Raw genomic sequence first — 19,914 nt, forward strand, 5'->3', positions numbered from 1 at the left:
GATGCTCGCGTTTTGCGCCGCTCAGGCGCGTCGTGATTCGCCGCTCACTCCCCGCGGGCCGCCACCATTTGCCGCAGCAAGCCGCGACCGCCGCGAGCTCCCATCACGTCGCCCGGCGATACCCGCAGGCCAGCCGCGTGAACGACCGTGTACAACTCGCTCGACGGCCAAGCGTCGTGGTCGCAATCGTCATCGTGTTCGTCGACCGCTTCCTCAGCGACTTCTGCTTGTTGGTTCACTTCGACCTCGATGGCGCGGGCAATCTCACCACGCAACACCGGCACGTGCGACGGAGCCTGAATCCCCAGACGAACTCCCTTCCCCTTGGTCCGCACCACCGTGATGACCACATTGTCGCCAATCTTGATCTGTTCGCCTTGCTTCCGGGTGAGAACCAACATGAGACACACTCCCTTGTAGATGAGATTCCTGCGGCCGACACGCCGCGTTTGACACGGAAGGCTCTATTGCACTACCCGTGCCGATTCACTAGGAGCGTCGCCCGTTAAGCGGGAGATGCAATCGGCATAAGGAGTTACGTTCGCTGCTGGCAGTACCGAAGGTGAGGGCGTGTACACCCAACCGGTGAACATTTGCCAAGAACTTGAAAAAACGGCAAAGCGAGCCGCGCTCAAGCTACAGAAACGAACCACGAAGGCTGGATGACTCGAAGACTTCACGAAGATAGAAAGCTTGGGAAGCAAAAGACGAAGGCGATGATCCTTCCCCCCTTCGTGCGTCCTTCGCGACTTTGAGCCTTTGTGGTTAGCTCCCCAACAGAGCGTCAGTTCCGCTGCGCCTTCCGCGCCAGCCGATCCCGCAGCTTCGCCGCCAGTTCGTACTGCTCAGTTGCGATGGCATCAGCAAGTTGCTCGGCCAGCGTTGGGCCGAGATGGAACTGCGACTTGATCGACTCCTGCATCTCGCGGAGCTTCACCACGAACAGATCTTCCTCGTAGTGCTCCTCAGCGCCGTGGCGGGCGAAGATCGCCGCTAATGATTGCAGCCCGGCGCCAATCACCTCGACCGCCGCCTCCGGCTCGTCGTCCTGCAGCTTCGTAAGCGCCGTCGCCTGCACCTTGTGGAACAACACGAACGGCCGGTATTGCTCGTGCAGCATCGCCCAATCGCGATCTTCTGAGTTGGCCGTGCTGAAATCCATCAGCTTCAATGAATGGTCGGCGTCCTCCGCAGCCCGCTCGTATTCGTTGAGGCTCAACCAGCAGATCCGCCGGTGGTAGAACTGCACGAACTCGCGATCGATTTCCTGCTGCCGCTCAGCGTTCAGCGCGAACTCGGTTCCTTCCTGAAAAGCTGCCGACACGAGGTAATCGTAATAGGTCGGAAAGCCCTCGGGCGTCGCTCCGTCCGGTCGGGCGGTCGTCTCCAGCTGCAGCAGCCCCATATCAACGCGCATCTGCAGCAGCTCGCGGCCATCCTCGCCGACGACGCGGCGTACGACAGGCCGGCCGGGCTCGAAAGCCCAGTCGCGCAGCAGGCGATCGATATTGTTGGAACGGGACGAACGAGGCATGGGCGTGGACAATTCTCAGGGAGTGAACGATGCGGTCGCCGAGGACGCGTCTCGGCCACTCACATTGTAGATTGCTCCCCCTTCGGAGGCGAGCCACGCGCGGACCGGCCTCGCGGCCGCTGTTTTTCAGCGTCTGGAAGGTCGCATGATGGGAAAGACTAGGGGATTACCCTTCGCCCCCAACGTCGCAAGCGAGCGACTGCTGCAACAGTTCGATTTCATCGGCGTCGTGCTGATCAACGCGGTTCAAGAAGTCGATCAGCCGATGGCACACCACCTGCGCCCGCGCGGCGGGCAGGGCGGCCAGCGCGGCCACCTCCGGTTGCAGCTCTTCGATCAAGTCGCGGAACTCGTCGTGCTGTTGTTCAAGTCGCTGCACACGCGCTTCGAGGTTCGGCTTGTCATGCCGCACCGCCTCCATGTAGCCCTCGACCTCCTCCAGCTCCATCATCCGGTCCAGATGCCGCATGAACGACTTGCTGGTGAACTGCACGCTCGACAGTTTACGCGACAGCCCAAACGCCGGGGCCTTCCACTGCAGCGTCACCCGCAGCGCCTGCTTCACATGGTCGAGAATCTGATGCTCCAGACACGCAGCCTGGGCGGCGGCGCGAGCATCGCTCCGCATCGAGTGAGACAACATGGCCGATTCCTCCTTAGCGGCAAGCGAGCAACGGTCGAGCGATCTATTCCCGTAGATCCCTCGACGCGGCGTCGCGCCACGCAGTTAGCGTCGCGTTCTCCCCTTCGCCGGAGCAAAAACGACGCCTAGTTTTGAAAAGCCTCTGCCGTAGCGGTCCCGTCCATGCTCACGGTCACGAGTTATCGGATACGTTCAAGATAAGGCGCCGCTAGCCCTAGTCGCTAGCATCGATCGAAAACGCCCGGAATTGAGCGTCTCGAAAAAGTGCCGAGGCGCGAAGGGGTCGCGCAGCGACATGAGGCCAAGCAACACCGCCTCCGGTTGCCGTTGGCAACACCGACCGCCACACTCACTCCTTCGGCGGCAAGGTCTCCACAAACGCCACGCCCCGCTCGACCCACGCCCGAATCGATGGAAGGTCCTCCAGCCCGAGCGGCCCCACCATCGCCCAGCCCCGCATCTGCCGCTCGTCAGAGCCAAAGATCGTCACATGCGGCTCCGCGAGCGCCGCTTCGTATGCTTCCAGCCCGACGCGCACGACCATCGACTCCTTAAAGATGCCGATGCACCAATTCCCGTCGAGAAAGTACGCCATCCCCCCAAACATCCGCTTCTCAGAGAAACCGGGATACCCAGACAGAAACGGCCTCACGCGGCGGGCGAGCAGTTCGTCGTAGGCCATCGTCTTTTCCTGGGTTCCCCAACCATTGCGGCGGAATCAGATATTTTCAGTCGTTTTTGCGTCTCAATCAGCCGTCACGCAAGTATCTAATAATTTTTGCCGTATTTTTCCGTGCGGTTTGCCGTCGCAATCTGCCTTTGCGGGTGGAAGGGAAACGCGCAGCCTCTGCACGCCCCGTGACCGAGATTCGCTCACTCCAGGCGCTCTTCTCCCGCAGTTCCGGATGAATCATGAAGATTATAGCCTCCTTCGCTTTCTGTGGATTATTGCTCCTGCTGCTCATCGGGCGGGCGGCAGCGCAAGACGGTACTGCGTGGCGCGGCCCCGTCGCCGAGGTCGGCGACTGGTTTGAGCCCGCCAACTGGACCAATAGCTTCCCCGTCCCCGGTCCCTATGCGTACTCGACCTTCATCGACAATGGCGGCAAGGCTCGCATCAACGGAGGAAACGCGTTCTCCTGGCAACTCCAGGTCGGCAACACGCTGGCCGGCGAACTGATCGTCGACCGCGGATCGCTCGACCTGCGCTCGGCCTTTCTCGGCGGCGCCAAAAACTCCGTCGGCCTCATGACGCTCAATGGCGGGTCGGTCGCCTCGCAAAACCTCCTCCTCGGCCAGAGTGGCTACGGGCGGATCGACCAAGTTGGCGGCACAGTGCAGAGCGACCACCTCACTCTCGGGGACCGCTCGTTCTACCCACCCCTCGCTCCCCGGACCTTGCTGACGCCCGACGACTTTGGCCGCGGCGACTACAACCTCAGCGGCGGCCGCGTGAATCTCTATCAAGCCGACGTCGGGACTTCGGGCGTGGGCTATTTCAGGCAAAGCGGCGGCGTCGCGAAAATTGCATATCGCCTAAGCGTCGGCGGTTTGACGTCGCAATACGACAATTCGTACAACCAGTTGTTTCCGGATTTTCAGTATCCGCGCATCACGCAGTTGACCACGAGCGTCACAAGCATGGGCCCCTTGGGCTTCATGCCCACACCTGCCCCCTCTCGCGGCCGCTTCGAACTCACCGGCGGCTCGCTCGAAACCGAGCAACTCCTGATTAACTCCACAGGCGCAGGTCGCCAAACCGGCGGGACGCTCCAAGCCGACTACATCGACGCCCATGGCCGCTACGACTTCGCTGGAGGAACGCTTGAAGTCGCCTCAGGCTTGCGAGCCATGAACATCGACTTCGCCGGCAGCAGCGCGACCCTCAACGCTGGCGCCGCCATCGTCAACTTTGCCGGCGCACCGCAGCATGCCGAGAACGCCAAGATCACCGTGGGGGCCAACTCGCTAACGATCTTCCCAAGAGACTTCGACCTCGCCAGCATCGGCGAATTCTCGACGCAAGGCCTCGTCCACTTCGCGGGCGACGACCTCGCGATTCCACTCAACCGCACCGTCGAGGGCTGGGGGCAAATCGCCGATCACACTATCGTCGCCGGCAAGCTTCTCGCCAGTTCGCAGGAAGAAGCTGCGATCAATCTACTCGGCCTCGAATTGAAAACCGGCGCCGAAGTTAATCTCGGCCGCGGCGTCTTAACCGTTGAAGATGATCGCACGGCAATTCGCGGTGGATCGTTAGCGACTCACACAATCAACGTCGCCGGCAAAATCCTGCTCCATCCTGCGCTTCCCCCCACGACGCCTGGCGGGCCGATCCTTGAATTCCACACGCCAGGAGCAATCCCCGGGTTAGTTCGCCAGACAGGCGGGACGGTCGACGCCTACGTGGTCGCAGTCAACAACGGCCGCTATGAAATCAGCGGCGGCACGCTCACTGCCGAACGCATCGAAGTTAAAACCAACCAGCCTCCGTACACTTCGATCACGCCAGAGGAGCTAACCACGAACTTCACGCAACGGGGAGGCGCCGTCAGCGTCGAATCACTCGAGTTGAACGCCGTCTACTTGTACATGATGAACTTCGGACATGCGACCACGGACACGCTGGGCGCTGCTCCGCCGATTCTCACGGAAGTCGACGGGCGGCTGCCTCGACTAACTACAACTTCTGACGCCCATCCGATGTATGAGATGCATGGGGGCCGGTTGCAGGCGGGTCGGATCGACCTCGATCAGCTCTACTCCAATCAACGCGTCTCGTTCATTCAAACTGGTGGAGAAGTCGTCGCCACTGAAACCGTAGCGCTCAACGGGCGCAACAGCAGTTACACGATCTCCGGCGGCAGCCTCCATACCCGCCGCCTCCACGTCGGCAGCGCATCGCCTTACGCTGAACCTGCCGGAACGCTGGCGATTCTTAACGACGATGCACGCATCACCGTCGCCGGAGAATTATTGTTCGGTCGCGGCTCGCAGTTCGTCGCGGCCGCCGGCACAACGATCCACATCACCCGCCCGCAACCACTCGATCGCTTTGAGTACCCGGCGCTGACGACCAACGAGGTCGCCATCCATTCGACGAACGCCGAGGAACTCGCCGGGCTGTCCAACCTAACGCTCATCTTCGAAGGCGGCAGCGACCTCGTCGCCACGCTCGAAACCGCAGGCGCCGACCGCGGCCCCACGCTCGCCGGCTTCTACAAAAACTTCGCGCTCGACACGCTCGTCATTGGCGGCCTGGAACCTGCGCAGCTCTCGCTGGTCGACATGTTTCAAAATCAGGAGGGGGGCGCGCTCCCGAATGCCCTCTACGTCGACCACCTCGTCATCAACGAGGGCTCGATGCTCGACCTCAACGGCCTAAAACTCTACTACCGCACCGCATCGATCGCCGCGAGCAGCCTGACCGCCGACGCGAACTTCGGCATCCAGGTCGTCCCAGAACCCGCTGCAGCGGTCCTGGCGCTCGTTGCCGCCCCGCTGTTTATCCGACGGCGTTTCTCATCCTAGCCCCGGGCTCCGCCGGGGGTCAGTTACCACTCCGTTAGACATCGTCGCGCGTGACTCCACCCCCGGGCGGAGCCCGGGGCTAAAAGCGCAACAGCGGCATGTATTACGACCGCTCCGCACGCCGCGGCATCACGGCCGTCGGCAGCCGCCACACGTAAGCGCCGCCCAGCATACCGCCAATGAGCACGACCGCCTTCACGGCGAGCGGCGTAGTCGGCCAAAAACAGGTCGCGCAGACGACGATAACGAGCAGCGCGAGCGCCTTCACCCGCACATGGGCGCCAATCCCGCGGTGCAGATGCCAATCCCGCAGCACGCCGCCAAACAGCCGGCTATCAAGCAGCCATCTGTGCCACCGCCGCGAGGTGCGCATCAAGCCGTAACTTGCCAGTAGCACGAACGGCGTCGTCGGCAACCCAGGAATCAAGACGCCCAATACCGCCAGCAGGAGGGCGACGGCCGTGAGCAAAACGAGCGCCGCGCGGCGCCAACCGGTCGCCAACTGCTGGGCCCGCACGCAGTAGAGCGTTTCGCCCAGCGTGTCTTCCCACTGAATGATTTCGTCGGCTGCCAACGCGTCGCCCGTAGGCAGCGCACCTTGCTCTGCCGCCAATGCGTCGCCGTGCACGGCGACGTCGTCCAGCAGCGCCGCTGCCCCGCGTTGCGGCAATAACGTCGCTTCGAGCTGCGAGCGATCAATCACGACCGCCCGCACGCCTGGCCGGCTGAGCAACCCCGCCGCAAGGCTATGGAGCCGCGCCGTATCGTTGCTCAGCTCGCGCGAGAAGCGAATCGATGGAAGCGACGGCGTCGACATGGCAAGGAGCGGCAGGCGAGGGCGGACTGTGCGAACCGAACGGCCGGAACGGCGCCACCGCTACGCGCCGACGTTATCTTCACAGACTAGGCCGCGATCGCGGCGAGTCAACTCACGGCTTCCGCTCCAGCAACTCGCTCAGCTGAAACGCATGATACGGCTGCTCCGCCGCCGGCTCGCCCTTGGCGTTCGCGTTCGCCACCCAAAACTTCGTCGATTTCGGCTCGAACAACGCGTTGTGCAAGTTCGACTTCATCGCCACCGGCCGATCCATCAGACGGATCGCATCTTCGGCGGTGAACTCGCCCCACTTCGCCTCCGCCCCGTCGACCAAATGGTTGTATCGCTCGCCCGCCGAGAGGAGCACGGCGTCCTTCACCGGCCGTGGCAACAGCGGGTGGCTCGTGTTCGGTTGCACGAGGCTGAACTTACTAGCCCCCGCCTCCATGCCGACGGCGCGGTTCGATTTGCCGTCGGCGATCACAAAATAGTATTCGCACGTCCGCGGCGAATCGCGAAATACCGCCACCGCCTCATCCAAATCGCCCGCCGACTCCAACACCTCGCGGACGAGGAACGCCATCGGCACGCCGTTCCATTGGCCGAGCCCCTTGCCCCCCATCTCGCCGATCGACACGTGCGCGGCGTTCATCCCCGTCACTGAACCGATGAAGCCGGCGTACGTCACGTTGACGAACGGCACGCCTCCTTTCGGCTTCGCGACGATCAGCACCGCATGTTCTTGCAGCTTGAGATCGACGCCATAGTCGAGCACCCGGCCATGGTACAGCGTGCCGTCTTTCGTCGCCGAGTTCATCAGCGCGAACCCGCTGCAGTGGAACAACTCGGGAATAAAATTGGCAGCCTGCACTTCCTCGATCGGCAGACCGGTCCCCTCGGCGAGCCCTTCAAGTTCGTCCCAATACTTCTGCGGCACATGCTGCCGCTGAATGTTGACGATCTGCGCAATGACGGCGTTCGGCTTGATCTCAATCGGCCCCAACTCCGCAATCGCTTCGTCTCCCTTTTGATGCACGAGATAGTCGACGTTCTGGCGGATATGATCCCCCAGCAACTTCCCATGCTGGACGCCCATCTCGCGATGCGTCCCTTCGACATGCAGCACCAGGTAGCCGTCGATCTCCTCGAGCCACCCAGCCCCGTAACGGCCAAGCGTTTTGGCATCGACGGTTGCTGCAGTAAATAGCAACCACGCGAAGCTGCACAGCACGAACACCCGACTCAATGGCCAACGACGCATACAGCCTCCAGCGTTTGAAGCCCGACATGGCAAGCAAAAAAGAAGAGGACACGACGCCCTGTTGACTGCACCAACAGGCGCTAGCCGCACATCCTACGTCGATTGCCAACATAATGCCAGCTGAGCTATCGCAATCTGGCGTTGCCGATTGCCCGAAGAAATCGCCGACAGGGCAGACCCCGCAGCCCGCCTTAATCCAGCGAAGGCAGCGCTTCCACCGGCCGCAGCACCGGCGTGCCGCGATCAGCCTGCATCTTCTGATGCGCCAGCTCGCGCAGCGTCACGAAACGATGCTGGCCCCCAGTTCCCTCGGCCAGTTGAATCAGCGAGCAGTTCTCGCGGATCTCGAAGCAGAAATGGACGACGTTGATCTTGATGTTGTTCTTCTTGCAGTGGCGCACGATCCGCCGCACATCGCTTGGCGAGGGATCGTCCTTCGCTTCGCCGTCAGTCATCAGAAAGATCATGTCAGGGTTGCACTGCAGCGCGTTTTCGAGCGCGATGTTATGGTTCGTGTTCGCCTCGGCCTTCATGTTCTCGACGAAGGACTTGGCTTGCTCTTTGTTCTCGTAAGTGGCGGTGTACATCGTCGGGGCGCCGCCGAACATCACCGCGATATCGTTGTAGAACACGATCTGAAAGCGGCAGCCTTCATTCAAATCGCCGAGGCTGCGAATGAGTTCGTTCTTCGCCGCCTCGAGCGGCGTCACCGTAAGACTGCGGTCGCCATCGATCTGGTAGGTGAAGACCGAGTTCATGCTCTGCGAACGGTCGAACGCGTAAACAAAGTTTCCGCCTTCGCCCGCAAGGCCGAACATGCTCGTGTAAGCGTGGCCCGGCCCTTCGCCGTCGCCGGTGCCTGTTCCTTTGCCGGCGCCATGGCCGCCGCCGGTGCCGGTTCCTGAACCGCCGTCGCCTGTGCCGGTCCCTTCAATCGTGCCGCCGCTCGAAGCAAGCAGCGAACCCGCGTTAGCGGCAAACGATTCGCGGAATTCCGCGTCAGGCGCCGCCATGCCGATCAGCGACTCCAACTGCGGGTTGGCCATGTCAGTGAGGGTCTCGCCTTCGATCGGCACCTCCGCGGCGCCAACGTCGAGGTTGTCCATCTCACTATTGAGCATCTCGTCGAGCGGTTGGCCTAACCCGTCGCCGCCATTGCCGCCGCCGCCCGCGTCGAAATCGGTCAGCCCCGGATCGCCCGGATTGATCGTCAGCTCCACGCCAACGTCTTTCGGCGCCGCCTGATAGGCGAGCCCCAGCACCAGAATCATTGCCATATGGCTGATCATCGAGACCAACCACGGCGGCGCCGCTTCAATGCTGAACCACGAGCCGCGGCGCGGCGAATCGTCCCCGTCTTCCCGCTGGGAGTCGGCATCCGCGCGCATCGCCGGCGCAGAAGCGAGGCGGCTATCAGCGGAATTCAGGGCTTGAACCGACATCAATTTACCGACCGCTGACATGTTTCGTGTCGACGGCAATCTTCTGCAAACCGAGCTCGTGCAACAAATCCATCACGCGAATCACTTCGCCGTAAGCAATATCTTGGTCCGCGGCGAGATTCACTCGTTGGTTATCGCGGGCGATTCCGAGTTCGTCGATCAAACGCCGCAGCCCTGGCTCGTCCGTCTGTTGATCATTCATGAACAACACCACGGCGCCGTCGGCCCCGCGGCTCACCGACACCGTGATCGGCGGCAGCTCGCTCGCCACCTCCACGGAGCCTGACTCCGGCAAGTCGACCTTGATCGGTGCCGAAGCCACGATCGCCGGCACCGTGATCATGAACACAATCAGCAGCACCAACACGACGTCGACGAGCGGCGTCACGTTGATGTCGCTCATTACCGAATCGTCTTCGTCCGAGAAGCCCGAACCGACCGAAGCACCCATGGTCTAAATCTCAGTATGATTGAACGGGGTGGAACATGCACGCTGGCGGGCAGACGGGGCTCTATATTCTAGCGGTGGGCGCCGGCGGAACAGCCGGAATCTCCGATCCAGGGCCCTTCTTGGCGCCCTCGACCCGCACGTTGGCCAGCACCATGTGGGCCAGCGAATCGACGTTCGCCATCGTGTTGCGGACGCGGCGTTGCAGCAGGTTGAATCCGACGACCGCCGGAATGGCGACGAACAGACCGACGGCGGTCGCCACGAGGGCCTCGAACACGCCCGCCATCACGGCGTTCGGATCACCGGCTCCCCCGTCCGAGGCGCCCGACAAATCGTGGGCCGCCTTGACAATGCCGAGCACCGTACCGAGCAACCCGACGAACGGGGCGTTACTGCCGATGGTAGCCAAGATGGACAGTCGGGCGTCCACCACCGGCCGCAACCGCGACTTCGCCGCGAGCATCGCCTCGCCGCACGCCGTCGCCCCGCGCCGCAGCGCCGGCAGCCCGGCCGCGACGACCTGGCATTCGATCGCCTCATTATCTTTCACCAGGTCCCACGCCCCGCGGACGTCTCCCTGCTGCAACCGCTGTTCAAGCTGCTCGGCCAACTCGTCGGCGTTAACCTTCCGCATGTAAAAGTAGATGCAGCGATCGACGATCAGCGCAATGCTGATGAAGCTCAAGATCACCAACACCCACAGCACCCATTCGGCGCCGACAAGGGTCAACCGCAATAGAAGATGAGTCAGCATGACGAACGATCACTCCGAATGGAAAACCGCGAGAGGTGACGCGACTAACGCTCGAACGAGCACTCGGCCCCCCGGCCGAACGGTTCGCACTGCCAAGTCACTCAACGAGTCGCCCTAGCGCACAAACCATGCTGGCATCATAGTCGCCCTATTTTCCAGCGGCAAACTGATTCGACGGACGGGGCGGAGGAGGGCGGAGGAGGGCGGCGCGAACCTCACAACCAGCACAGTTGGACCGCTTGCGGCGCTGGACAAACAGGCGCTCGACGGGAAATCGCCGCCCGAAATCAGCTCACGCCATTTGCAGCGATCGCAACGATTGCCGTCGGAGCGGGCGAAACAGTCGACGAATTAACGACGCGAACATCGACTTGGTAGGGTGGGTGCTCGCACCCACCTTTAGCGTGTCCATCTTCCCTCGCCGGGCGCCATGCTCTTGCCGCGAGGCGTGAGCATGTGAACCCAAGCTCAAGGCAAACTGCTGCAAACATGTCGACGCTCCGCGACGACACGCCGCCCGCCGCGCCCGAATGTCTTCAAGGAATGGCTTCGACGATCGACTCAATCTCGGCGTCCGACAAATGCCGGCGAGTCGTCGTCAACATTTTCCTGAAATGCGCTTTCGCCGCGTCCCCGCTGGGAAACCCAATATTGCCTTCCTCGCCAACGCTGTTCGCGAGGACTTCGCCGTCGCTCGACAGAATCGCCATCCACGGAATCACTCCGACTCCGTCGACAAACTCGGCGCTCAACTCGGCGGAGTGAGGCATGCGGTTATCGAGCTTCACGCGAATGAAATCTTTCGACATTAGCTCGCTTTGACTATCGAGATATCGCGTCAGCATGATGCATGGGGCGCAGTTTGGCCCGCCCATTTGCACTAGCACCCGCTTATCCTCTCTGGACGCTTGAGACAGCGCCGCTTGTAGCGTCTCCTTCGCATTGCAAAACTCCTGGGCATGCTGCGAGAGGAACTCCGAAAGTCTTTCCGCCTTAACCAGTCCTGATTCGCAAAATTCGGCGAAGTCGCTCAGCGCGACAACTGAACCATCAGCGCGGAGGACTGCGAGGCGGGGCGACCCAGCGGGCGGCGGCAGTTCGCCCCAACAACTCAAAGATTTGGCTTGAGTTGGCGACATGCACTGGATTACAAAGTTGTCGAAAGCCGCTTTCAGCGATTCTGGGCTCTTCTCGTCGAACCTCGCGGCGAAGAATGCGCCCGTCTCCTTTGAGTTTGGCTCCGCGGCGAATAGCAGCACTTGCTGGTTCGCGTCAGCGGCTGTCGCTAGGTTTTCTTGAAGTCCGGCTTCGACGTCATGCCGCGCGAAGGCGTGCTGGCGTGCTAAAAATTGGCTTATCTTCTTATGGAGGTTCCGAGGGGCAACGGCGACGAGACAGTTGCCTTCCGCGTTTTCAATGACATCAACTTCTCCTACTTTCCAACCTTCTGGCTCGACCTCACCCTTGATGTGGGCGATGAGCAGCGAAGCATCGAACTGCGGTTCGCCTGCAGCGTCAACGCTCCAGACTGGCAGGCCGTCCAGCGGGTAGCTAATAATCACTGTGACGTCTTCTTCGCCAGCGGCTAACGCTTGACAGTGAAGTAGAGGCAGCAAGCTGGCGATCACGCTCAGCATCGCCCATCGAACATGACCTGAGAACATGAAGAGCCTTTCAATGCCGTGAAAAGTCCAGGCGGCCGCCAGCCATACCATACCGAGTTGTCGAGACGAGTTACATGCCGCTAGCAGCGGCATCTATCCAGAGCGCAGGATCAAGCAAGATGACGCGACCATCGAGACGCTGGCTCAAAGTTTCCCTGCGGTCGCTCTTGCTCGCGATCACAGCCGTCAGCGTCGTCCTCGCTTGGTACGCCCACGGTACGCGACAGCGACGAGCCGCAATCGCAGCCATCGAGGCGGCGGGCGGCAAGGTGCGCATGGCGCCGGGATCGTCTTCCTGGATCGACGACTGGTTCGCGTCAGACTTTCGTGGGCAGGTGAACAGCGTCAATTTGACAGAAGCTAACGTCACAGACGAACTCCTCGCGCATCTCGCCGTGCTGTCAGAGTTGCGAGAACTCGACCTGAGTAGCACGGCAATCGACGACGACGGACTGAAAAAAATCGCTCACCTACCTCTTCGCGAGTTGTGGCTCCAGTCGACGCGCGTCACCGATGCTTCGGCGTCGACGCTTTCCCAGATTACGAACCTGGATTTCCTGCAACTAAATGCCACCGGCCTCACCGACGCGTTTCTGCACGACCTCGCCGCGCTGCCGCATTTGCAGAACCTTGGATTGCGAGGCGCCCCAGTCACCGACCACGGACTGGAGTTTCTCTCACGGCACCCGCATCTGGAAGAACTTGATCTCTACAACACCGCCGTCACCGACGCCGGCGTCAAGACGCTGATCAACTGCCAACAGCTGAAAGACCTCGGCATCTCGATGACGAAAGTGACGAGCGACGTCTTTCAATACCTGGCGCAAATGCCCCATTTGACCGACGTCGATCTGTCAGCCAATGACGTTACCACCGAGGAGGTGCTCGACTTCAAGAAAGCGCATACCAAATGCGACATCGAGTGGTACGGCAACTGAGCCGCCTCGAAAAGCAGCGCTCACCTCATCCCCGATTACCTCGCAATTCAAAAAACCAGCGCATGAGCACATCCTCAGCCTCACCGGCCGTCGCTTCCGAGTGCGGACGCCAACGATTTCGTTTCTCATCAAGGGCGATAGCTGTCGCCACAGCATTCATCGCCCTAGGCTTAGCGATAATCGTTCAAAACCAACGCCTTTCCAAGGTGCGGGCCGCATTGTCTCGCTACGAATCTACGACCGTGCCTGTGGCGCTCGCCCCGGGTCAGTTTCGCGTGATCGTGCAGTCGATTCTCGACACCGATGACGCCCAGGTCGTGAAGTATCGCATCGAGTGCGCCGACAAGCCCTCCCCGACCGTGATCACCGTGGGCAGCGTTCAGGGGCACACCACCGGAAGCCTCGCAAGACGCGACCCGAATTCCGGCCTGTACATTGCCGAAGTGACGTTGCTCGCCGACCACGTGCAGCCGCAGAACTGCGCCAAGATGGTGCTGAAGGGCGACGGCACACTGCTCACCGCCGTCGAGGGGGTCAACGCCGGCTACGCGCTCCGCGATCAGTTGAGTATTAGCAAGGCGGACGGCGTCTACTCTACAAGCGAAACGCCGGCACTGTTCACCTGGGACGGCCAAACATACTCCGTCTCCGTGAAGTGAGCGATGCGCCCATGAGCGACTTCAATCCCGAAAGATTGGCCCACGACTTCCCATACTCGGGGCATCCCCGCATTCAGTACGACGTCTCTTACTGGCCCATCGAGTTGGAATCGCTGTGCGATACGCCTACCGGCCTCGCTCCATTCACGAAGATCTTTCTTGGCTCGATCGCGCGACGCGTGGAGAGATCATTGAATTTACCGGCCCAGGATATCCACTTGACGGTGATCGACATGCAATTTGTCGGCGATCCCTATCCCTGCATCGCCGCCTACAGCGACGAAAAAGACGCTCGAGGATTCAGCGTGATCTCGGAAGAGACCGCACACGCGATTCTTTGCGAAGTCAGTTCGACGTTTTTCAAAACGCAGCTTGGCAAAATGCTTAGGCAAGAATCACGCGGGGACGCGGAGCCAACTCCACCTTCAGTGCAGTAGCGCAGGGGGCATGCTCGCCGGGCGTCATGCGCTTGCCATGGGGCATGAGCGTGCGAATCTAGCGGAACGCAAACCACCACGACAACACGCCGACGCTCCGCGCCGACATGCCGTCCGCCGAAAGCTCCTATTTCGAGCAACTAAAAAAAATACGTCTCGATTCTTCTGGACAAATGCCATCTTGCGTATACATTCGTCGCTAGATGTGCTTTTCGCGGTCAAGCCGCTTCCCCCCGTGCAATAGGGGTGCGCGCACGAAGCGGGGAGTGGCGCAACGCGGGCGACCGCCGATCCTTGCGCTGTCTTCGCGACGGACGACCCGCCGCTCGGGAAACCCGAATCTTCGGCCATGGAAAACCGCGGCACCTTTGTGAAGCGCAGCAGTTGGCGTAACTGCTTAGGACGCACTCTCTTTACTTTCGCATCAACACCAGCAAGAGCAAAGTCAAATGGGCGCTGCAGCTGCATCAGAGAACTTCAATTTCGGCTTTCCGACGCCCGGTCCGCAGGAGCCCACGCCTCAACAGGTGCTGGATCACGTATTCTTCTCGAGTGAAACCGGCTGGAAGGCCATCCGCGAGAAGGAGCAGTTCGATTACGTCGTGGTGGGCAGCGGGTTTTGCGCGCTCGCGTTCGTCGAACGCACGCTCGAGCATGAGCCCGGAGCACGCATCCTTGTGCTTGAACGCGGCCCGTTTTTCTTGCCAGAACACTTTCAAAATCTGCCTCTCCCGTATCAGCAGACGCTGGGAGGGCTGAGCGAGACCTTCCCGTGGACGCTGTCGGCGAAGACTGCGCAGCAACCAGCAGGAAAAATCAGTTGGCAGCACGGCATGGTCCCCTTCTTCGGCGGGCGGAGCATCTTGTGGAGCGCGTGGTGCCCCCGTCCGACCGACGACGAGATGGCTGGCTGGTCGCTGAATATGATTTCCGCCGCACGCCGAAATTTTGAAGACGCAGAGCGACTTCTCAACGTCGTCTCGGCGGACAAGATCGACGAGGGCCTAGACGACGCCGGCATTGCCATGGCGGCCCGGCGCCGGCCGATCTACGGTACGATGCAGCGCGCCCTTCAAGCGCAAGTCGCCGCCAAACTCCAAGACGTCGGCAGTGCGACGCGCAGCATGGCTGCGCCGATCGCCGTAGGCGCGGGTGTTCAAGAGGATCTCGACTTCGCCAAGTTCTCGACCCCTGCGCCGTTGCTCGATCTGGCAATGAAGCAAGCGCGTCTCGCGGAAACCGGCGAGGGCTCTCCGCTGCGAGTCGTGTGCAATGTTCGGGTCGAGCGCATTGTGCAAGAAGACGGCGTGGCGACCGCGCTGAAGACGTCTCGCGGCGTGGTCAACCTGCGCGATGCACGCGTCATTTTAGCGATGGGGGCCTTGCCGCCTGCAACGCTGCTGATGAACTCGTTCCCCGAATTGCCCCTCGCCGGTCAACGTTTTACGGCGCACTTCATTTCCTCGATCGTCGCCCGCATCCCACGCGCAGATTTTCCGTTCGCCGACGAATTGGCGGCGATGGAACTCGCGGCCATATACATCGCCGGAAAAAGCCCCGATGGCATGCAGTACCACATTCAGCTCTCGGTCCTGTCCGATACGAATCCGGCGAAAAACGCCAGACGGGCGGCGCGCTACATGCCCGACGTCGTCGCCACGGCCTCTCCGGAGCAAATCCAGTCGTCTCCCGATCATTTGATATTCGTGTGCGCCGCACTGGGCGAACTCGATCACCGCAACCCCGATAGCTGGATGAAGCTCAACGACGACGACGATCCCACGACAAACGTCCTGCTGCAGATCCTTGCGAATGAGAACGACGAACACACGTGGAAGGCGATGGACGAGGGCGCTTTCAACTTGCTTGAAAAAGTTCTGTCTCCCAAAGGGAAGGATGCCGTCGAGTACTGGCATGGTACTCCACACTCAGGCGAGTGGACCGTCAATTGCCCCTCAGAGATAGAGCGGCGCGTCCCCGCGCTGGTGCACGAAGGATCTTCGTTGTGGATGGACGACGTTGACGGCAAAGGCGTCGTCGGCGCCGACTACCGACCTCATGGCGTCAAGAACGTCTACGTCACTGGCGCTGGATTATGGCCGAAAAGCGGCTCATGGAATCCGACGCTGACGATGACCGCTCTCGCCCAGGATCTCGCCGACCAGCTGCGGAAAGAGATGCCGCCGTTGAGCCCCGGCTATCTCCACCACAACAACGTTGATGCCATGCTGTGGCAACAGGCCAGCGCGGAGCTGGAAGCATGCGTCCACCAGGCCTACGCCATCGCGAAGATGCGAATTGCTGCGGCGATGAGCGACGCCGATCCAGAGAAGCGATATTGCATCACGACCGACCTCGATGAGACGCTGTTTGACAACTCCGCCTACAACGAGTCGCTTGTCGCCCTTGGACGAAACTTCAACGAGCGCGGCTCATGGGCTCGATACTGCCTGAGCATGCAGTCGAAACTCCTACCCTCAGTCGCTGAGTTCTATAAGTGGTTGGCTGCGGACCACCCCAATCTCAGAGTCTTCTTCGTGACGAGCAGGCGCGAAGAGGTGCGCGCAGCGACGGTGCAAAATCTCGCGCAATTCCAATCCATCCCCGTCGCGGACGCCGATTCGACTGACCCTGCGATCACGAGCCTGTTCATGCGAGGCTTCGCGGTGCCCGTCGGCTCGACGCCGAACGACGACAAATTCGCACACTACAACCATATCCGCGAAAACTTAGGGTATGAGGTCATCCTTCAGCTCGGCGACAATGCGGCCGATTTCAGCGCAGAATTTCACCATCGAGTCCCCCCCAACGAACGTCGGAAGGCCGTAGCAACTCACGCAGCAAAATGGGGGCATTGCTGGATTCAGCTTCCCAATCCGGTCTACGGTTCGTTCCTGCAATCGCTGGCCGCCTCGCTGCCAAAAGTCTCCGTTGCCGAAGACGAAGGCTCGGCTCGTACTCCGTCCGACCTGCGAGTGCGGCTGCCGCGAAACGTGACCACGACGCCAAAAATGTACTTCCTCGACCCATGGATTGATTCGCCAGAGTCGTGAGACCAGCAGGCGATCCGCCGTCTGCAGCCCGTCGGTCGACTACAAGCGACGCACCGCCGCCCGCAGCTTACCGCCGCCGCACGGCCATGCCGCCCAGCATCGCAAGCAGCGCGAGCGCCAAACCGCTCGCCTCCGGCACCGCCGCCGTCGCAGGCGTGGCGGTCGTTTGGCCGAACGTCTGCTGCCAGGCCATGAAGTCGGCGCCATCGACGTCGCCGTCGCCGTCCGCGTCGCCCTGCGCCCGCGTGGCGCCGGTCGTCATGCCGAAGTTAGACTTCCAGCCCGCGAGGTCGTTCGAATCGACGAACCCGTTGCCGTCGAAGTCGCCGCTAATCACTGGCGCGACGATGCGCAGCGTGCCGGTCTGGTAAAGCTGCGACGTATCCCATGCCCGCCCAGGCAACGACGGCAAGTGAATGCTCGAGAAGCCGCCGGTCAGCGATCCCCAGTTCAGAATGTCGAACGTCTGCCCGATCGACGGCACGAAGCCGTTGATCAACGAAACGGCCAGTGCTCCATCCGCGGCGAGGTTACCGGCAATGTTCAGCGCATCGTACTTGCTGCCGCGCGTCGTGCCGCCGAGTTCGATCTGCAGCGTCGCCGCCGGACCGAAGACGACGTTGCCGCCGTAGGAAATCATGGCCGGGCTGTTACCTGGCACGATCGGGCCGAAGTACTCGACGGTGCCGCCGCCGGTGAACGAGCCGCCGCCCGTTTGCGTGGCGAGGAAGACCGTGGTGGCGCCGGTCGCGGTGAGCACGGTTCCTTGATTGACAAAGTCCCCGTAGAAGCTGCTGACCGATCGACCGACGGTCGACACGGCGCCGCCAGCGGCGTTAGTGACGTCGCCGAGAATATCTGAGTTGCCGCCGCTGAACGCCAAGAAGCCGTTGTTCGTGAGGCCGGCGCCGCCGAAGATCATCGTCCCGCGTCCCGACATGCCGCCGGTGACCGCGGAGTTCGTGACAGGATTGGTAAACTGAACAACGCCGCCCAACAAACTGATGTTGCCGGAGTTCGTGTTCACGGCGCCGCTGTAGATCTGCGAATCGGCTTCCATGAGGCGAATCGTACCGGTTGAGGCGTTCGTCAAATCGGCGTTAACCGTGCCCGATCCGACGATTTGGCCCGCGTTCGTCAACGTCGGCGACACGATCGAACTGCCGACGCCATTGAGCTTCACCACGGCGCCTGCCGCATTGGTGAACGCCGTATCCGCTTTGATCGTGGCGCCTTCAATCGCAAGCGTGCCGGCCGCGTTGTTCACCGTACCGGGAACCAGCAGGTTCGTCCGGCGAATGAGCGTGCCGCTGCCCGCCTTCTCCAGCGTCCCCGTCCCTTCAATCGAGCCCGTGAAATCAAAGTCAATCGTTGAGCTGTTACTGATCGAAACCGTGCCGCCGGCGTCGAGTTGCAACTTGCCGTTGCCGGCTAGCTTCGCAACGGTTTGCTTGAAGGCGTTTGTCTTGAACGTTCCCGACGCCATGATCGACAGCTTCGCGTCCGCCGCCAATGGTTCGTTGACCGCGAGTTGCGCTTGGCCCGGTTGGACGCCATTTTGGTTCGTTCCCACCTGCAGGTCGCGCTGAATGACGTACGTCACGCGGGCGCCCGAGTTGACTTCGGTCCCGTTGAGCGTGATCGGCAACCCGTCGAGCGTAATGTTCAGCGTTGTCACGATCGGCAGCGAGGGCGTCAGCACAATGCTGCCCGCTCCGCCGACGCCGCCAGTTCCGGTCGTGCCGCCCTTCGCTTGCAGCACGGTACCAGTGAACGATGTTTCGATCGGCACGCCGCGCGAATTCGGATCGGCGCCTTGCAGGCCGTCGATGATGACCTTACCGCCAGCGCCGCCGCCGCCCTGGTTGGTCGCCGTGCCGCCGTTCGCAGAGATTGTTTGCGAGGCCAGGGGGATGACTTGCTTGCCGTGAATGTAAATGAGGCCGCCGCTGCCGCCGCCGCCGTTGCCCGCGCCGCCGGTCGAACCGTTGCCGCCGTTCGCAGTGATGGCAACCGTGCCGCCGAGCGAGATCGAGTTGATGGCGCCGATTTCCAGACCGCCGCCGCCGCCGCCGCCCGAGCTGAACCCGCCGCCGCCGCCGCCGCTGCCGCCAATGACGAGGCTGCCGACGTTCGCCGCACCGCCCACGCCGCCGCCAGTGCCGGCGCCCGTACCGCCCACGCCGCCGAAGCCGCCGCCGCCGCCGCCGCCCGAAACGCCCCCGGCGCCCGCCGTCGTGCCAACGCCGGCATGGCCATTCGTTCCGCCCGCGCCGCCGCCAACGCCTGCTGTTCCAGCGACGCCCCCGCTCGCGTTACCGCCGTTAATGGCAATCGGAATCGTAACGATGTTTTGCTGCGAAAGGATCGCAACCGGATTCGTGCCGGTGATCGTCAACGACGTCGCGAGTCCGCCGAGATTGATGTTCGAGAACGTAAAGACCGCGATGTCGGGCCCGCTGACCTGCGGCGTCATGATCGCGTTGTAGACCGTCGTGCCGTAAGTGAACGTCCCCGAAGTCGACGTGGTGACAATCGACGCCGTGGCCGTGCCGCTGAGAATCGGGTTGAGGCCCAATCCATTGTCGAGCACCGCGTAGTTCAGCGGATTGAGCTGAGCCAGCGCGAGGGCAGGGGACGACAGTAGAATGACAAGTGAAGCGACGATCCTTCGCATGATCTCTCCGAGATAGCTCGCATTGCGCGCACGGTCTTCCAATGACCGAGCGG

16 protein-coding genes are annotated in these 19,914 nt (G+C 61.7%); 5 read left to right on the top strand and 11 right to left on the bottom strand.

The genetic code is table 11. The annotated features are described in order from the left end of the window. Positions 1–44 precede the first annotated feature (44 nt). The 4 genes from ACQY7R_RS08620 to ACQY7R_RS08635 all read right to left on the bottom strand — a co-directional run bounded on the left by ACQY7R_RS08620 (position 45) and on the right by ACQY7R_RS08635 (position 2,859). Entirely contained in the window at positions 45–401 is a 357-nt protein-coding gene (locus ACQY7R_RS08620; RefSeq protein WP_428305202.1) for a carbon storage regulator, read from the bottom strand. A gap of 383 nt (positions 402–784) precedes the next feature. Then, complete coding sequence (locus ACQY7R_RS08625; protein ID WP_428305203.1) at positions 785–1,534, bottom strand: UvrB/UvrC motif-containing protein; 750 nt, start codon at positions 1,532–1,534, stop codon at positions 785–787. A 166-nt stretch (positions 1,535–1,700) separates the two neighbouring features. Beyond that, on the bottom strand, positions 1,701–2,177 hold the full coding sequence (locus ACQY7R_RS08630) for a hemerythrin domain-containing protein (RefSeq protein WP_428305204.1): 477 nt from the start codon (positions 2,175–2,177) through the stop codon (positions 1,701–1,703). Positions 2,178–2,526: 349 nt separating this feature from the next. Then, the gene (locus ACQY7R_RS08635; RefSeq protein ID WP_428305205.1) at positions 2,527–2,859 is read right to left on the bottom strand and encodes a TfoX/Sxy family protein; all 333 of its coding nucleotides are present in this window, start codon (positions 2,857–2,859) and stop codon (positions 2,527–2,529) included. Between the two features lie 230 nt (positions 2,860–3,089). Here ACQY7R_RS08635 and ACQY7R_RS08640 point away from each other — a divergent pair, with 230 nt between their 5' ends. Then, complete coding sequence (locus ACQY7R_RS08640; RefSeq protein ID WP_428305206.1) at positions 3,090–5,708, top strand: hypothetical protein; 2,619 nt, start codon at positions 3,090–3,092, stop codon at positions 5,706–5,708. Between the two features lie 103 nt (positions 5,709–5,811). On the opposite strand, the gene ACQY7R_RS08645 is transcribed toward ACQY7R_RS08640, so the two are convergent. The 6 genes from ACQY7R_RS08645 to ACQY7R_RS08670 all read right to left on the bottom strand — a co-directional run bounded on the left by ACQY7R_RS08645 (position 5,812) and on the right by ACQY7R_RS08670 (position 12,097). After that, positions 5,812–6,525 (bottom strand): YbaN family protein, encoded by a 714-nt coding sequence (locus ACQY7R_RS08645; protein ID WP_428305207.1) that lies wholly within the window; start codon positions 6,523–6,525, stop codon positions 5,812–5,814. Between the two features lie 112 nt (positions 6,526–6,637). Continuing rightward, the gene (locus tag ACQY7R_RS08650; protein WP_428305208.1) at positions 6,638–7,786 is read right to left on the bottom strand and encodes a C45 family autoproteolytic acyltransferase/hydolase; all 1,149 of its coding nucleotides are present in this window, start codon (positions 7,784–7,786) and stop codon (positions 6,638–6,640) included. Positions 7,787–7,977: 191 nt separating this feature from the next. After that, the gene (locus tag ACQY7R_RS08655) at positions 7,978–9,228 is read right to left on the bottom strand and encodes a VWA domain-containing protein (RefSeq protein ID WP_428305209.1); all 1,251 of its coding nucleotides are present in this window, start codon (positions 9,226–9,228) and stop codon (positions 7,978–7,980) included. 4 nt (positions 9,229–9,232) lie between these two features. Continuing rightward, positions 9,233–9,679, bottom strand: a complete 447-nt coding sequence (locus ACQY7R_RS08660; RefSeq protein WP_428305210.1) for an ExbD/TolR family protein — start codon at positions 9,677–9,679, stop codon at positions 9,233–9,235. Positions 9,680–9,740: 61 nt separating this feature from the next. Further along, on the bottom strand, positions 9,741–10,433 hold the full coding sequence (locus ACQY7R_RS08665; RefSeq protein ID WP_428305211.1) for a MotA/TolQ/ExbB proton channel family protein: 693 nt from the start codon (positions 10,431–10,433) through the stop codon (positions 9,741–9,743). A gap of 536 nt (positions 10,434–10,969) precedes the next feature. Next, on the bottom strand, positions 10,970–12,097 hold the full coding sequence (locus tag ACQY7R_RS08670) for a hypothetical protein (RefSeq protein WP_428305212.1): 1,128 nt from the start codon (positions 12,095–12,097) through the stop codon (positions 10,970–10,972). Positions 12,098–12,216: 119 nt separating this feature from the next. On the opposite strand from ACQY7R_RS08670, the gene ACQY7R_RS08675 reads away from it, so the two are divergent. The 4 genes from ACQY7R_RS08675 to ACQY7R_RS08690 all read left to right on the top strand — a co-directional run bounded on the left by ACQY7R_RS08675 (position 12,217) and on the right by ACQY7R_RS08690 (position 17,184). Continuing rightward, positions 12,217–13,035 carry a hypothetical protein gene (locus tag ACQY7R_RS08675; RefSeq protein WP_428305213.1) on the top strand — a complete coding sequence of 273 codons (819 nt, stop codon included), beginning with the start codon at positions 12,217–12,219 and terminating at the stop codon, positions 13,033–13,035. 218 nt (positions 13,036–13,253) lie between these two features. Continuing rightward, positions 13,254–13,694 (top strand): hypothetical protein, encoded by a 441-nt coding sequence (locus ACQY7R_RS08680; protein ID WP_428305214.1) that lies wholly within the window; start codon positions 13,254–13,256, stop codon positions 13,692–13,694. Positions 13,695–13,705: 11 nt separating this feature from the next. Next, positions 13,706–14,131 carry a hypothetical protein gene (locus ACQY7R_RS08685; protein ID WP_428305215.1) on the top strand — a complete coding sequence of 142 codons (426 nt, stop codon included), beginning with the start codon at positions 13,706–13,708 and terminating at the stop codon, positions 14,129–14,131. A 449-nt stretch (positions 14,132–14,580) separates the two neighbouring features. Beyond that, on the top strand, positions 14,581–17,184 hold the full coding sequence (locus ACQY7R_RS08690) for an HAD family acid phosphatase (RefSeq protein WP_428305216.1): 2,604 nt from the start codon (positions 14,581–14,583) through the stop codon (positions 17,182–17,184). A gap of 67 nt (positions 17,185–17,251) precedes the next feature. On the opposite strand, the gene ACQY7R_RS08695 is transcribed toward ACQY7R_RS08690, so the two are convergent. Then, entirely contained in the window at positions 17,252–19,861 is a 2,610-nt protein-coding gene (locus tag ACQY7R_RS08695; RefSeq protein WP_428305217.1) for a beta strand repeat-containing protein, read from the bottom strand. Positions 19,862–19,914 lie beyond the last annotated feature (53 nt).

Origin of the sequence: Lacipirellula sp. (assembly GCF_965279485.1) — a bacterium.
In the GTDB taxonomy this organism is placed as follows: Bacteria; Planctomycetota; Planctomycetia; order Pirellulales; family Lacipirellulaceae; genus Lacipirellula.